We start from the raw sequence: 13,464 nt of genomic DNA on the forward strand, positions 1-13,464 counted from the left end.
TTATAGCGATAGCGCGGCCTCAAGCCCAGCGGCGTCGGGCGGATGGTCGCCAGCACGGCAGCCGGGCGCCGAAAGTTGTTGCTATGATCGCGCCCGCACTCCATCTGCCATCGCCGCCCATGTCCGCTATCGACTCGCCACTGCCCTGGCCGGAAGCCCGACCGCTGCCCGCCGCGTTCTTCGACCGCGACGCGCAGACCGTCGCCTGCGCCCTGCTCGGCAAGGTCATCCGCCATTGCCACCAGGGCCACTGGCTGGCCGCGCGGATCATCGAGACCGAGGCCTACTACGCCGCCGAGAAGGGCAGCCATGCCTCGCTCGGCTACACCGAGAAGCGCCGCGCGCTGTTTCTCGATGGCGGGCACATCTACATGTACTACGCCCGCGGCGGCGACTCGCTGAACTTCAGCGCCCAGGGCCCGGGCAACGCCGTGCTGATCAAGTCCGCCGCGCCCTGGCTCGACCCGCGCTGCGCGCCCGACGCCCTGGCGCGCATGCAGGCCAACAACCCCGCCGCCGACGGCAGCCCGCGCCCGCCACACAAGCTGTGCGCCGGGCAGACCCTGCTGTGCCGCAGCCTCGGCCTGAAAGTGCCGGACTGGGACGCCCGCCGTTTCGACCCGCTGCGCCTGTTCGTCGAGGATGTCGGCGAAATGCCCGGCCAGATCATTCAGACTACCCGCCTGGGCATCCCCGCCGGGCGCGACGAACACCTGCTCTACCGCTTCGTCGACGCCGCCTTCGCCCACCAGTGCACGCGCAACCCGCTGCGCCGCGGCCAGCGCGAAGGCCAGGATTATCACGTGCTACCACCACAGGAGCTGTACCCATGAGCCAATGGCTCGACACCATGACTCTCTGGCTGGAGACCAACCCGGAATGGTTGGGCCTGACCATCTTCATCATCGCCTGCCTGGAGTGCCTGGCCGTGGCCGGCATCCTGATTCCCGGCACCGTGGTGCTGTTCACCCTGGCCATGCTCGCCGGCAGCGGCGCCCTGAGTCTGTGGGAGACCCTGCTGCTGGCCTACACCGGCGGCCTGCTCGGCGACGCGATTTCCTATGGCCTGGGCCGGCGCTTCCACCAGGGCATCCGCCGCCTGCCGGTGCTGCGCGACCACCCCGAATGGCTGGGTGGCGCGGAGAACTACTTCAAGCGCTACGGCGTCGCCAGCCTGCTGGTCGGCCGCTACATCGGCCCACTGCGGCCGATGCTGCCGCTGGTGGCCGGCATGCTCGACATGCCGTTCGTGCGCTTCGCCCTGGTCAGCATGCTGGCCGCCGCCGGCTGGGCGGTGGCCTACATGCTGCCGGGCTGGGCCACCGGCGCCGCCCTGCGCCTGCCGCTGCCGGAGGGTTTCTGGAGCGCCGCCGGCATCGTCGCCGCGGCCATCGCCCTGATGCTGCTGGTGGTGATGCAGAGCAGCCTGCGCGAACAGCGCTGGGCCACCGGTGTGGCCGCCGGCTGCAGCGGCGCACTACTGGCCGCCCTGCTACTGGGCGTGCCGTACCTGAGCACCCTCGACCAGGGGCTGATGGCCCTGGTCCAGGAGCAGCGCAGCAGCACCCTGGATAGCCTCGCCCTGTTGATCACCGGCCTCGGCAACTTTGCCACCCAGGCCGCGGCCGGCGCGCTGCTGACCGCCCTGCTGCTGCTCAGCCGGCGTTTCGATGGGGCGCTGCTGGTGGCCGGCTGCATGCTGCTCACCGCCCTGGCCAACACCGGCCTCAAGTACCTGTTCGCCCGTGCCCGCCCGGATGTGCTGCTGCAGCCGCTGGACACCTTCAGCCTGCCCAGCGGGCACAGCTCGGCGGCCTTCGCCTTCTTCCTCGCTCTGGGCATCCTCGCCGGGCGCGGCACCCCGGCGCGCACGCGTCTGACCTGGCTGCTGCTGGCCAGCCTGCCGGCCCTGGCGATCGCCCTGTCGCGGGTCTACCTGGGCGTGCACTGGCCCACCGACATCCTCGCCGGTGCCCTGCTGGCCGGCAGCGTCTGCGCCGCCTGGCTGGCCTTCCTGCAGCGGCGCCAGACCCTGGCACCGCTGAGCCCGCGCGTGTGGCTGCTGATCCTGCCGGCGAGCCTGGCCCTGCTCGGCGCCGTCAGCGCCTGGGCCCTGCCGGAAGCGCTGCAGCAGTACCGTTATTGAGGCCTGACAGGACCGCAGGATGGGTCGAGCGCAGCGACACCCATCGGCTCCGCTCGATGGGTTACGCCGTCATGCGGCTAACCCAACCTACGCGATCATCCCGCCCTGCAGGCGGTCGAGCAGGTGCTGGATCTGCGCCAGGCGCTGCGCCGGATCGGCCTCGCGCAGCGCCTGCAGCTTCTCCTCGACGCTGAACGGCAGCAGGTAGGCCAGCTGATTGGCCAGGGCCTGCTGCCCGGCGACCGCGCCGCCCATGCCCAGCCCGGCAACCAGCGGGTGCTCGTTCAAGGCATTGAGCAGCGCCGCCAGGTCGGCATCCTCGGCCCGCAGTGGCGCGTCAGCCTGCTCATCCAGCCAGCGCACCTCGGCCAGGATCAGCTGGTCGGCCTGCACCGCGCTGCGCTCGACCAGGAAACGCCGGCCACCCTCGACGCGGATGCCCAACAGGCCATTGGGGCGCTGCTGGAAATCGCGAATCAGCGCCTCGCAGCCGACCTCGGCATGGCGCCCGGCGGCCACGCCGACTTCCTGCCCCTGCAGGATGCCGACCACGCCGAAGCCTTCGCCGCGGCGCATGCAGGCGCTGACCATGTCCAGGTAGCGCGCCTCGAAAATCTGCAGATCGAGCAGGCAACCGGGAAACAGCACGGTGTTGAGCGGGAACAGCGGGAAGTTCATGCAACCCTCCTCAGGCGATCAGGGCGACAACCAGCGGCAGGGCGATGGCCGTGACCACCCCCATCAGGCTCATCGCCAGGGCGGCGAAGGCACCGCTTTCTTCGCTCTCCTGCAGCGCCCGCGCCGTACCCACCGCATGGGCGGTGAGGCCGAGGGCCATGCCCTGCGCCGCCGGATGATGCACGCCGATCAGGCGCAGCAGCTCCGGCCCACAGATCGCCCCGAGCACCCCGGTGATCAACACGAATACCGCCGCCAGCGCCGCCACGCCGCCGATCTGCTCGGCCACCAGCATGGCGATCGGCGAGGTCACCGACTTCGGCGCCAGGGTCATCAGCATCATGTGGTCGGCGCCGAATAGCCAGGCCAGCGCCACACCCAGCACGGTAGCGAACACGCCGGCCAGCGCCAGGGTGATCAGCACCGGCCAGAACAGCTGGCGGATGCGCCGCAGGTTGAGGTACAGGGGTACGGCCAGGGCCACGGTGGTCGGCCCGAGCAGCACGCTGAGGAGGAAGGTGCTGCTGCGGTATTCGGCGTAGCTCAGGCCGCATAGCAGCAGCACGCCGATCAGTATGGTCATGGACAGCAGCACCGGCTGCAGGAACACCCAGCGGGTCCTTTCATAGGCGGCCAGGGACAGCTGATAAGCCGCCAGGGTGATGCCGACGCCGAACAGCGGATGGTGGATCACCGCCTGCACGGCGGCCTGCCAGTCGAGGCTCATGAGCGCTCCTCGCGCCGACTCTGCCGCTCGATCAGCTTCTGCATCAGCCAGCCGGCGAACAGCAGCGACAGCAGCAACGACAGGCCCAGCGCCCCGGCCAGCGCCCAGAAATCGGTGGCCAGCTGCTCGGCGTAAACCATCACCCCCACCGCCGGCGGCACCAGAAGCAGCGGCAGGTAGCGCAGCAGGCCGGCCGCCGCCTCGCTCAGCGGCTCGCCCACCTCGCCCCGCAACAGCAGAAACACGAACAGCAGCAGCAGACCGATGATCGGCCCCGGCAGCATGCCGAGAAACAGGGAATTGAGGGCGGTGCCGAGCAACTGGAACAGCACCAGCCAGGTCAGGCCGCGTAGCAGCATGGGAGTCTCCGGCGGGTTTGCGGCGCCCATTATAGGCATGCCGAAGGGGACGCCATAAACCGCGACTTTCGGCTTGACCCGCCCGCCGACTCATGCTGATCTAGGGCCAGCAAGGTTCACCACCAAAAACAACAAATTTCTTGCATCCTCAAGGAGGATCTATGCCGCTTGTACCCGTATCACAACTCAAAGACTACGCAGGCAAAGAGCTCGGACGCTCGCAATGGCTGACCATCGACCAGAACCGCATCAACCAGTTCGCCGAATGCACCGGCGACCACCAGTTCATCCACGTCGACCCGGTCAAGGCCAAGCACACGCCCTTCGGCTCCACCATCGCCCACGGTTTTCTCAGCCTGTCGCTGATCCCCATGCTGATGGAAAGCCTGATGATCATGCCCGAGGGCCTGAAGATGGCGGTCAACTATGGCCTCGACAGCGTGCGCTTCATCCAGCCGGTCAAGGTCGACTCCCGCGTGCGCCTGGCGCTGAGCATCGTCGATGTCACCGAGAAACGCCCCGGCCAGTGGCTGATCAAGGCCCAGGCCACCCTGGAGATCGAAGGCGAGGAGAAACCCGCCTATATCGCCGAGCCGCTGACCCTGTGCTTCGTCTGACTTTTGACCTACTGCGCTGACGCGGCGTTGAAAGCAAGCTCGGACTGCTCATTTACGGACGTAAACTCCGCCTCCTCGCCTGCTTTCGCCTTGTCTCACCTTCGCTCGTAACGGTCAAAATCTAAATTGCAACGGGGCGCACAAGCGCCCCGTTTGCATTGGAGCGACAGCAGCCCTGCGGCATACTCGAAGCATGCACCGACCCGGACGTCCACCATGCCCCGCCTTCTCGCGCCACTGACCCTTGCCCTGCTGCTCGCCGCCTGCGGCGACGGCGAGCCGCTGCTGCCGCCCGACGCAGTACTGCCCGACGGCGGCCGCTACCGCGGCGAGGTGGTCGATGGCCTGCTGCAGGGCGAGGGGCGCATCGACTATGCCAACGGCAGCTGGTACGTCGGCAACTTCAAGGACGGCCAGAGCGATGGCCAGGGCGAATGGCAAGGGGCCGGCGGCGAACACTATCTCGGCCAGTTCCGCCAGGGCCTGTTCGATGGCCAGGGCACACTGACCTACAGCGACGGCAGCACCTACCGGGGCGGCTTCAGACAAGGCCGCCTGCATGGCGAAGGCCACCTGCAGCAAGGCGAGGTGAGCTACCGCGGCGAGTTCCGCGACGACCGCTACCATGGCCTGGGCAGCCTCGAATGGTCGGGCGGCAATCGCTACCAGGGCCGCTTCGTGCGCGGTGAACTGAATGGCCCCGGCACCCGCAGCGAGAACGGCAACCAGTACAGCGGCACCTTCGACAACGGCGTGCTGCATGGCCAGGGCAGCTACACGGGCGCCGAGGGCGAACACTACAGCGGCAGCTTCCATAACGACCTGTTCCACGGCAAGGGGCGCTTCCAGAACGCCGAGGGCGATGCCTGGCTGGGCAACTTCGTGGACGGCGCGCTGGAGGGCAAGGGCGAATTCAGTGGCGCCGATGGCCGCCACTACCTCGGCGAGTTCCGCCAGTGGCGCTTCCACGGCCAGGGCGAGCTGACCCTGGCCGACGGTAGCGTCTACCGCGGCCAGTTCGCCAACAACGACTATGCCGGCGACGGCACCCTGGCGCTCACCGATGGCAGCCGGCGCAGCGGCACCTGGCAAGGCGGCCAGCTGATCCGCGACAGCCAAGGCGCAACCCAGCCCGACGCGCTGGAGCTGGGCCTGCTGGAACAGGGCCGCCTGCTCGACCAGGCCATCGCCGCCGTGCCCGCCTCGACCCCGGCCACCGAGCTGTACAGTCTGACCCTGGCCGGCGACGGCACGCAGAGCGTGTTCCTGCGCGAGGCCGACTACGTCAGCCGGCTGCTCGGCGAGCGCTTCAACGCCCGCGGCGGCATCCGCCTGAGCAACCACCGCGACCACCTGGCCGACCGCCCGCTGGCCACCCGCGAGAGCCTGACCCGCTCCGTGCGCGCCCTGGCCGAACGCAGCGGCCCGGAAGACCTGGTGTTCATCTACCTGACCAGCCACGGCTCGCCCGACCACCAGCTGCGCCTGGACCAGCCGCGCCTGCAGCTGGACGACTTGCCGGCCGCTGAACTGGCCACCCTGCTGCAGCCCCTGCGCGAACGGCACAAGGTGGTGGTGATTTCGGCCTGCTACTCCGGTGGCTTCATTGCGCCGCTCAAGGACGACAAGACCCTGGTGATGACGGCCGCCCGCGCCGACCGCGTATCGTTCGGCTGCGCCGAGGACAATGACTTCACCTACTTCGGCCGCGCCCTGTTCGCCGAGGCCTTCGCCGAGACCGACGACCTGCAGCGCGCCTTCGCGCTGGCCAAGGCAAAAGTCGCCGAGCGCGAGCAGGCCGAAGACTTCGAGCCCTCGGAACCGCAACTGTGGGCCCCGCCGGCCGTGCTCACCCACTGGAAGGCGATGCGCGCCAGCCAGGCCCGGCTGGCCCTGGAAAACGCCAGCGCAAATAAAGTGCAGTAAAGCGGCATAGCACGCACACCGGCATGAGCAAAAACTTCTAAGCTGGCAGTATCAGCGGAGTAATCAGCATGTACCTGACGCCCCAGCACATCCTGCTCGCCGGAGCCACCGGCCTCACCGGCGAGCACCTGCTCGACCGCCTGCTCAGCGAGCCGACCATCTGCCGCGTGCTGGCGCCCAGCCGCCGCCCGCTGGCCGAACACCCACACCTGGACAACCCGGTGGGCGAGCTGCCCGAGCTGCTGCCGCAGTTGCAGGGCCGGGTCGATGCGGCCTTCTGCTGCCTGGGCAGCACCATCAAGCAGGCCGGCTCGCAGGAGGCCTTCCGCGCCGTCGACCACGACCTGGTCGTCGCCTTCGCCCGGCGCTCCCGCGAACTCGGCGCGCGCCATCTGCTGGTGATCAGCGCCCTGGGCGCCGACGCCGGCTCCACGGTGTTCTACAACCGGATCAAGGGCGAAATGGAACAGGCGCTGATTGCCCAGGACTGGCCGCAACTGACCATTGCCCGGCCGTCGCTGCTGCTCGGCACCCGCGCCGAGTTCCGTCTCGGCGAACAGCTGGCCGCGCCCTTCCTGCGCTGGCTGCCCGGCAAGTACCGCGGCATCGAGGCCGCCGTGCTGGCCCGCGCGCTGTGGCGCCTGGCCCTGGAAGAAGGCCGCGGCGTACGCATCGTCGAATCCGACGAGCTGCGCCGGCTCGGCCGCTAGCGCAGCCGCGCGCACGCGGCCGCCAGTCCGTCGCGCTGTTCACACCCCGCCCGGCGCTTTAAACTCGGCCTCCCCGGCAGGTCCGCGGCTCGCTGCCGCGACCTGCCCGCCGTGGCGCACGCGCCACAGCCCACCCACTGCCAGACACCGGAGAACACATGCGCGAAGTCGTGATTGTTGCTGCCACCCGTACCGCCATCGGCGCCTTCCAGGGCGCGCTCAGCGCGATTCCCGCCGTCGAGCTGGGCGCCACGGTCATCCGTAGCCTGCTGGCGCAGAGCGGCGTCAGCGCCGAACTGATCGACGAAGTGATCCTCGGCCAGGTGCTCACCGCCGGTGCCGGGCAGAACCCGGCGCGGCAGAGCGTGATCAAGGCCGGGCTGCCGCAGAGCGTGCCGGCCTTCACCATCAACAAGGTCTGCGGCTCGGGCCTCAAGGCCGTGCAGCTGGGCTACCAGGCCATCGCCTGCGGCGACGCCGAGGTGATCATCGCCGGCGGCCAGGAAAACATGAGCCTGTCGCCCTACGTCCTGCCGCAAGCGCGCACCGGCCTGCGCATGGGCCACGGCAAGGTCGTCGACACCATGATCCAGGACGGCCTGTGGGACGCCTTCAACGACTACCACATGGGCATCACCGCGGAGAACCTGGCCGCCAAATACCAGATCAGCCGCGAGGAGCAGGACGCCTTCGCCGCCACCTCGCAGCAGCGCGCCAGCGCCGCCATCGAGGCCGGGCGTTTCGACGGCGAGATCACCCCGGTGCTGATCCCCCAGCGCAAGGGTGAGCCAGTGGCCTTCGCCCGCGACGAGCAGCCGCGCGCCGGCACCACCGCCGATGCCCTGGGCAAGCTCAAGCCGGCCTTCCAGAAGGATGGCAGCGTCACCGCCGGCAACGCCTCCTCGCTCAACGACGGCGCCGCCGCCGTGCTGCTGATGAGCGCCGAGAAAGCCGCCGAGCTGAAGCTGCCGGTGCTGGCGCGCATCGCCGCCGCCGCCGGCTCCGGGGTCGACCCGGCGATCATGGGCATCGGCCCGGTGTCCGCCACCCGCCGCGCCCTGGGCAAGGCCGGCTGGAGCGTCGCGGACCTGGACTTGGTCGAAGCCAACGAAGCCTTCGCCGCCCAGGCCCTGGCGGTGGCCAAGGAGCTGGGCTGGAGCCTGGACAAGGTCAACGTCAACGGCGGCGCCATCGCCCTCGGCCACCCGATCGGCGCCTCCGGCTGCCGCGTGCTGGTCAGCCTGCTGCACGAGATGCAGCGCCGCGATGCCAAGAAAGGCCTGGCCACCCTGTGCATCGGTGGCGGTCAGGGCGTGGCCCTGGCGGTCGAGCGCGCCTAACAAGAAGATCGACGCGGGCGCAAGGCCCGCGTCGTTTCAGTTGCCGCCCGTGACGCTGAGCCCGATACCCAGCTCGGCGGCCACGGCCAGCGGCAACAGCAGGGTGTCCAGCAGGGCACTGAACGGCAGGTCGACTCCCGCATAGGTCGGCGCCTCGGCGCCGAAACGATCCAGCGGGCAGCAGCCGCCGTGCAGCACATACCAGTCCAGCCGCGTGCCGGCATAGATGATCGGCGCCCCCGGCTTGGCCGCATCCAGGGTGCGCACGCTGGCGCAGCCGGGCAGCAGCCCGACCAGCAACAGCGCCAGGCCCAGGCCGGCCGCTTTAGTCATCGCTGCCCAGATGGTGCTCGCCCCAGCGCGGCAGCATGTCCTGGGGAATGTTCAGCAGGTTGAGGATGCGCGCGACGACGAAGTCGACCAGGTCGTCGACAGTCTGCGGCTGGTGATAGAAACCGGGCGAGGCCGGCAGGATCACCACGCCGAGGTTGGACAGCTTGAGCATGTTCTCCAGATGGATGCTGGAGTACGGCGCCTCGCGCGGCACCAGGATCAGCTGGCGACGCTCCTTCAGCGCCACGTCGGCGGCGCGCTCGATCAGGTTGTTGCAGGCGCCCGTGGCGATGGCCGACAGGGTGCCGGTGCTGCACGGCACCACCACCATGGCCGCCGGCGCGCCGGAACCGGAAGCCACCGGGGCCATCCAGTCCTCCTTGCCGTACACGCGGATCTGCCCCGGCGCGGCGCCGGTGTATTCGCTGAGGAACGCCTGCATCGCCTGGGGCTTGGCCGGCAGGGTCACGTCGGTCTCGGTGGCCATCACCAGCTGCGCGGCCTTGGAAATCAGGAAGTGCACCTCGCGCTCTTCCTGCACCAGGCAGTCGAGCAGGCGCAGGCCGTACTGGGCGCCGGAAGCGCCGGTCATGGCCAGGGTGATGCGTTCAGGGCCGCTCATGGGCGAACTCCGTAGGGCGGGCGGAACCCGCCAATCAATTGCCTACGCGGGATTCACCCGCCCGACTTCAAAGCTTCCGCCAGTTTGCCATGCAAGCCGCCAAAGCCACCGTTGCTCATCACCACCACCTGGGTACCCGGCGCGGCGTGGGCCTTGACCCCGGCGATGATCGCCTCCAGCGAGTCGCAGACCTCGGTCGGCACGCTGGACGAGGCTACCGTGGCCGCCAGATCCCAACCCAGGTTGGCCGGCGCGTACCAGTAGACCCGGTCGGCCTGCACCACGGACGCCGGCAGGCCGTCGCGATGGGCGCCGAGCTTCATCGAGTTGGAGCGCGGCTCGATCACCGCGATCAGCGGCGCATCGCCTATCTGCTTGCGCAGGCCGTCGAGGGTGGTGGCGATGGCGGTCGGATGGTGGGCGAAGTCGTCGTAGATAGTCACGCCCTTGACCTCGGCGACCTTCTCCATGCGCCGCTTGACGCTCCTGAAGCCGGACAGGCCGGCGATGCCCAGTTCCGGCACCACGCCGACATGCCGCGCCGCGGCCAGGGTGGCCAGGGCGTTGGCGACGTTGTGCTGGCCGGTCAGCGACCACTCGACCACGCCCATCAGGGCCTCGTCGAACCACACCTCGAAGCGCGAGCCGTCGGCGCTGAGCAGCCTGGCCTGCCACTGGCCGCCAGTGCCTGTGGTCTGCACCGGGGTCCAGCAGCCCATGCCGATGACCCGCTGCAGCGCCTGTTCGCTGGCCGGATGGATGATCAGCCCCTCGCCCGGCACGGTGCGCACCAGGTGGTGGAACTGCCGCTCGATGGCCGCCAGGTCGGGGAAGATGTCCGCGTGGTCGAATTCCAGGTTGTTGAGGATCGCCGTGCGCGGGCGGTAGTGGACGAACTTGCTGCGCTTGTCGAAGAAGGCGCTGTCGTACTCGTCGGCCTCGACCACGAAGAACGGCGTGCCGCCCAGGCGCGCCGACACCCCGAAGTTCTGCGGCACGCCGCCGATCAAGAAGCCCGGGCTCATGCCGGCATGCTCCAGCACCCAGGCCAGCATGCTGCTGGTGGTGGTCTTGCCGTGGGTGCCGGCGGCAGCCAGCACCCAGCGGCCCTGCAGCACATGGTCGGCCAGCCACTGCGGGCCGGACACATAGGGCAGGCCCTGGTTGAGCACATACTCCACCGCCGGGTTGCCGCGGCTCAGGGCGTTGCCAACCACCACCAGGTCCGGCGCCGGCTGCAGGTGGGCCGGCTCATAGCCCTGCAGCAGCTCGATGCCCTGGGCTTCGAGCTGGGTGCTCATCGGCGGGTAGACGTTGGCATCGGAACCGGTGACGCGATGGCCCAGTTCCTTGGCCAGAACCGCCAGGGAGCCCATGAAAGTGCCGCAGATACCGAGAATGTGAATGTGCATCGATGACCTCGAAAAACGGGCCGCGCCAGCCCGGAAAAATCTCGCGCAGGTTAGCACAGCGGCTCTGCCGCTGACCCGGGCAGTCATAGACCCGCGGCAGGCGAAATGATCCCGCGCCCCCGGATAAAACTGCCGAGTCCGCACAACTCAATATGGGCCAGGCGCCCGGCACCAGGCAAAAACCAGGAGCGCCGCCGGCGACACGATCAGCGCCTGATCGACGCAGATGAAATCAAACGCTTGCTTGGATTGCGCTTTCCAGTCGCATTAGGCAGGATCAAGCCTGACCACTGGCACAGCATCTGCATTGCCAGCCACGCCACTCCATAACCGCCGAGGCCCGCTATGCGCATCGTCCAAGCCACCCTGGAGCATCTGGACCTGCTGACCCCGCTGTTCATCAAGTACCGTGAGTTCTATGGCGAGCTGCCGCTGCCCGACTCGTCGCGCAAGTTCCTGGAGAACCGCCTCAAGCGCAAGGAATCGGTGATCTACCTGGCCCTGGCCGACGACGAGGACAAGGCGCTCGGCTACTGCCAGCTATTCCCCAGCTTCTCCTCGCTGTCGCTCAAGCGCGTGTGGATCCTCAACGACATCTTCGTCGCCGAGGACGCGCGGCGCATGCTGGTCGCCGACCGCCTGCTGCAGACCGCCAAGCAGATGGCCAAGAGCACCAATGCGGTGCGCATGCGCGTGGCCTCCAGTGTCAACTTCGAGACCGCGCACAAGACCTACGAATCGATCGGTTTCCGCGAGGACACCGAATTCAAGAACTTCGTCCTGCCCCTCGACCAGGACTGAGCCCCACCGCCCGGCCCGCGACGGCGTACCCCCGGTGCGCCGGCGCCTGCCCCTGCGCCAACCTGGCGCGCCCCGCCGCCGCTTCCTGCCCGTATAATCGCCGGCTTTCAGCGCACGCCCGTGAGCCCATGGAATTCAACCCGATCGACCCGTTACTGCGCCTCGATGCCGATCTGGAGTCGCCGGCCAACCCATGCAGCACCCGGATCTACGCCTTTCTGCTCGGGGTCGGCAGCCCGTGCGCCCTGGGCTACTGCTACCGGCACAGCAGCCGGCACGCGGTCTGAGCATGGGCCTGCTGCATCGCTGGTGGCGCCAGCGCCTGCTGCGCCGCCACCCGCTCGCCGACGGCGACTGGCAGGCCGTGCTGCGGCAGCTGCCGCTGCTCGACGGCCTCGACCCGCAGGAACTGCAACGCCTGCGCGAACGCTGCGTGCTGTTCCTGCATGACAAGCACCTCACCGCCCTGCCCGGCGTCGACCTCGACCCGCACGGACGCCTGCTGCTCGCCGCCCAGGCCCAGCTGCCGCTGCTGCACCTGGCCGAACTCGACTGGTACCAGGGTTTCCACGAAATCGTCCTGTACCCCGACGACTTCGTCAGCCCGCAGCGCCACCGCGACGCCAGTGGCGTGGTTCACGAATGGGAGGCCGAACACAGCGGCGAAGCCTGGCACCGCGGCCCGGTGATCCTGGCCTGGCCCGGGGTGCAGGCCAGCGGCGGCTGGGACGGCTACAACCTGGTGATCCACGAGCTGGCGCACAAGCTGGACATGCTCAACGGCGACGCCAACGGCCTGCCGCCGCTGCACAGCCAGATGCGCATCGAGGACTGGGCCACCGCCATGCAGGACGCCTACGCGCGGATGAACGCCATTCTCGACGCCAACCCGCACGCCGAAACGGCCATCGACCCCTATGCCGCGGAAAACCCGGCGGAGTTCTTCGCCGTCACCAGCGAATACTTCTTCAGTGCCCCGGATCTGCTGGCAGCCGCCTTCCCCGCCGTCTACGCCCAGCTCCGCGCCTTCTACCGCCAGGACCCGCTGCAACGCCTGCAGCGCCTGCAAGCAGAACATCCGGATTACCGGGACACGACCAAAGGCTGAGCAGGAGGGCGTAGTAACGCCCGCCGAATGTGCCTATAATCCGCCCACTTTTTTGGCCCAACCCTGGGGTGTCCACCATGAGCTACAGCAAAGTCCCGGCCGGCAAAGACGTGCCGAACGACATCTACGTCGCCATCGAGATTCCGGCCAACCACGCGCCGATCAAATACGAAATCGATCACGACACCGACTGCCTGTTCGTCGATCGCTTCATGGCGACCCCGATGTTCTACCCGGCCAACTACGGCTTCATCCCGCACACCCTGGCCGACGACGGCGACCCCCTCGACGTGCTGGTCGTGACCCCGTATCCGGTCGCCCCGGGCTCGGTCATCCGCTGCCGTCCGGTGGGCGTACTGAACATGACCGACGAAGCCGGCGGCGACGCCAAGCTGATCGCCGTGCCGCATGACAAGCTGAGCCAGCTGTACGTCGACATCAAGGAATACACCGACCTGCCGGCCCTGCTGCTGGAGCAGATCAAGCACTTCTTCGAGAACTACAAGGATCTCGAGAAGGGCAAGTGGGTCAAGGTCGAAGGCTGGGGCAATGCCGACGCGGCCCGCGAAGCAATTCTGAAGGCGGTTGCGGCTTACCAAAAATAAGCCAAACCCACCCCCGAAAGGCCGGCCACAAGCCGGCCTTTTTATTGTCTGCAGAAATCCCCCGCTCCACGCCCCGGGCA

At 68.5% G+C, this 13,464-nt stretch carries 16 protein-coding genes; 10 read left to right on the forward strand and 6 right to left on the reverse strand.

Annotation, left to right across the window (positions count from 1 at the left end; translation table 11 throughout):
* Positions 1–119: 119 nt before the first annotated feature.
* Positions 120–833, forward strand: coding sequence for a DNA-3-methyladenine glycosylase (locus GV001_RS18680; RefSeq protein ID WP_160082613.1), 714 nt, complete (start codon positions 120–122; stop codon positions 831–833).
* Positions 830–2,146, forward strand: a complete 1,317-nt coding sequence (locus GV001_RS18685; RefSeq protein WP_160082615.1) for a bifunctional DedA family/phosphatase PAP2 family protein — start codon at positions 830–832, stop codon at positions 2,144–2,146. The genes GV001_RS18680 and GV001_RS18685 overlap by 4 nt, the downstream gene beginning before the upstream one ends.
* A gap of 87 nt (positions 2,147–2,233) precedes the next feature.
* Here the strand turns inward: GV001_RS18685 and GV001_RS18690 are convergent, their stop codons facing one another.
* Genes GV001_RS18690 through GV001_RS18700 form a run of 3 tightly spaced genes read right to left on the reverse strand, consistent with a single transcriptional unit; the run spans position 2,234 to position 3,910 of the window.
* The gene (locus GV001_RS18690) at positions 2,234–2,824 is read right to left on the reverse strand and encodes an LON peptidase substrate-binding domain-containing protein (RefSeq protein ID WP_160082617.1); all 591 of its coding nucleotides are present in this window, start codon (positions 2,822–2,824) and stop codon (positions 2,234–2,236) included.
* 10 nt (positions 2,825–2,834) lie between these two features.
* Entirely contained in the window at positions 2,835–3,551 is a 717-nt protein-coding gene (locus tag GV001_RS18695; RefSeq protein WP_160082619.1) for an LrgB family protein, read from the reverse strand.
* Positions 3,548–3,910: a CidA/LrgA family protein gene (locus GV001_RS18700; RefSeq protein ID WP_160082621.1), complete on the reverse strand. Its 363-nt coding sequence runs from the start codon at positions 3,908–3,910 to the stop codon at positions 3,548–3,550. Before GV001_RS18700 ends, GV001_RS18695 begins: the two co-directional genes overlap by 4 nt.
* 161 nt (positions 3,911–4,071) lie before the next feature.
* Here GV001_RS18700 and GV001_RS18705 point away from each other — a divergent pair, with 161 nt between their 5' ends.
* From GV001_RS18705 to GV001_RS18720, 4 genes are all read left to right on the forward strand, one after another.
* Positions 4,072–4,527 (forward strand): MaoC family dehydratase, encoded by a 456-nt coding sequence (locus tag GV001_RS18705; RefSeq protein WP_160082623.1) that lies wholly within the window; start codon positions 4,072–4,074, stop codon positions 4,525–4,527.
* 216 nt (positions 4,528–4,743) lie between these two features.
* Positions 4,744–6,453 (forward strand): C13 family peptidase, encoded by a 1,710-nt coding sequence (locus tag GV001_RS18710; RefSeq protein WP_160082625.1) that lies wholly within the window; start codon positions 4,744–4,746, stop codon positions 6,451–6,453.
* Positions 6,454–6,521: 68 nt separating this feature from the next.
* Positions 6,522–7,163 (forward strand): oxidoreductase, encoded by a 642-nt coding sequence (locus GV001_RS18715; RefSeq protein WP_160082627.1) that lies wholly within the window; start codon positions 6,522–6,524, stop codon positions 7,161–7,163.
* A gap of 158 nt (positions 7,164–7,321) precedes the next feature.
* Complete coding sequence (locus GV001_RS18720) at positions 7,322–8,503, forward strand: acetyl-CoA C-acetyltransferase (RefSeq protein ID WP_160082629.1); 1,182 nt, start codon at positions 7,322–7,324, stop codon at positions 8,501–8,503.
* A 36-nt stretch (positions 8,504–8,539) separates the two neighbouring features.
* On the opposite strand, the gene GV001_RS18725 is transcribed toward GV001_RS18720, so the two are convergent.
* The 3 genes from GV001_RS18725 to mpl are packed head-to-tail and all read right to left on the reverse strand — an operon-like array spanning position 8,540 to position 10,870.
* A complete protein-coding gene (locus GV001_RS18725) occupies positions 8,540–8,836 on the reverse strand; it encodes a YceK/YidQ family lipoprotein (protein ID WP_160082631.1) in 297 nt (98 codons plus the stop codon).
* A complete protein-coding gene (gene ubiX, locus GV001_RS18730; RefSeq protein ID WP_160082633.1) occupies positions 8,829–9,458 on the reverse strand; it encodes a flavin prenyltransferase UbiX in 630 nt (209 codons plus the stop codon). The genes GV001_RS18725 and ubiX overlap by 8 nt, the downstream gene beginning before the upstream one ends.
* A gap of 53 nt (positions 9,459–9,511) precedes the next feature.
* Entirely contained in the window at positions 9,512–10,870 is a 1,359-nt protein-coding gene (gene mpl, locus GV001_RS18735; RefSeq protein WP_160082635.1) for a UDP-N-acetylmuramate:L-alanyl-gamma-D-glutamyl-meso-diaminopimelate ligase, read from the reverse strand.
* Between the two features lie 345 nt (positions 10,871–11,215).
* Between mpl and GV001_RS18740 the strand changes: the two genes are divergently transcribed.
* The 4 genes from GV001_RS18740 (at position 11,216) to ppa (ending at position 13,384) form a co-directional block, all read left to right on the forward strand.
* Complete coding sequence (locus GV001_RS18740; RefSeq protein WP_160082637.1) at positions 11,216–11,671, forward strand: GNAT family N-acetyltransferase; 456 nt, start codon at positions 11,216–11,218, stop codon at positions 11,669–11,671.
* A 128-nt stretch (positions 11,672–11,799) separates the two neighbouring features.
* The gene (locus GV001_RS18745) at positions 11,800–11,958 is read left to right on the forward strand and encodes a hypothetical protein (RefSeq protein WP_160082639.1); all 159 of its coding nucleotides are present in this window, start codon (positions 11,800–11,802) and stop codon (positions 11,956–11,958) included.
* 2 nt (positions 11,959–11,960) lie between these two features.
* The gene (locus GV001_RS18750; protein ID WP_160082641.1) at positions 11,961–12,779 is read left to right on the forward strand and encodes a zinc-dependent peptidase; all 819 of its coding nucleotides are present in this window, start codon (positions 11,961–11,963) and stop codon (positions 12,777–12,779) included.
* A gap of 77 nt (positions 12,780–12,856) precedes the next feature.
* Positions 12,857–13,384: an inorganic diphosphatase gene (ppa, locus tag GV001_RS18755; RefSeq protein ID WP_160082643.1), complete on the forward strand. Its 528-nt coding sequence runs from the start codon at positions 12,857–12,859 to the stop codon at positions 13,382–13,384.
* The last annotated feature ends 80 nt before the right edge of the window (positions 13,385–13,464 follow it).

It is taken from the genome of Pseudomonas sp. 8AS, from assembly GCF_902506505.1.
Lineage (GTDB): Bacteria > Pseudomonadota > Gammaproteobacteria > Pseudomonadales > Pseudomonadaceae > Aquipseudomonas.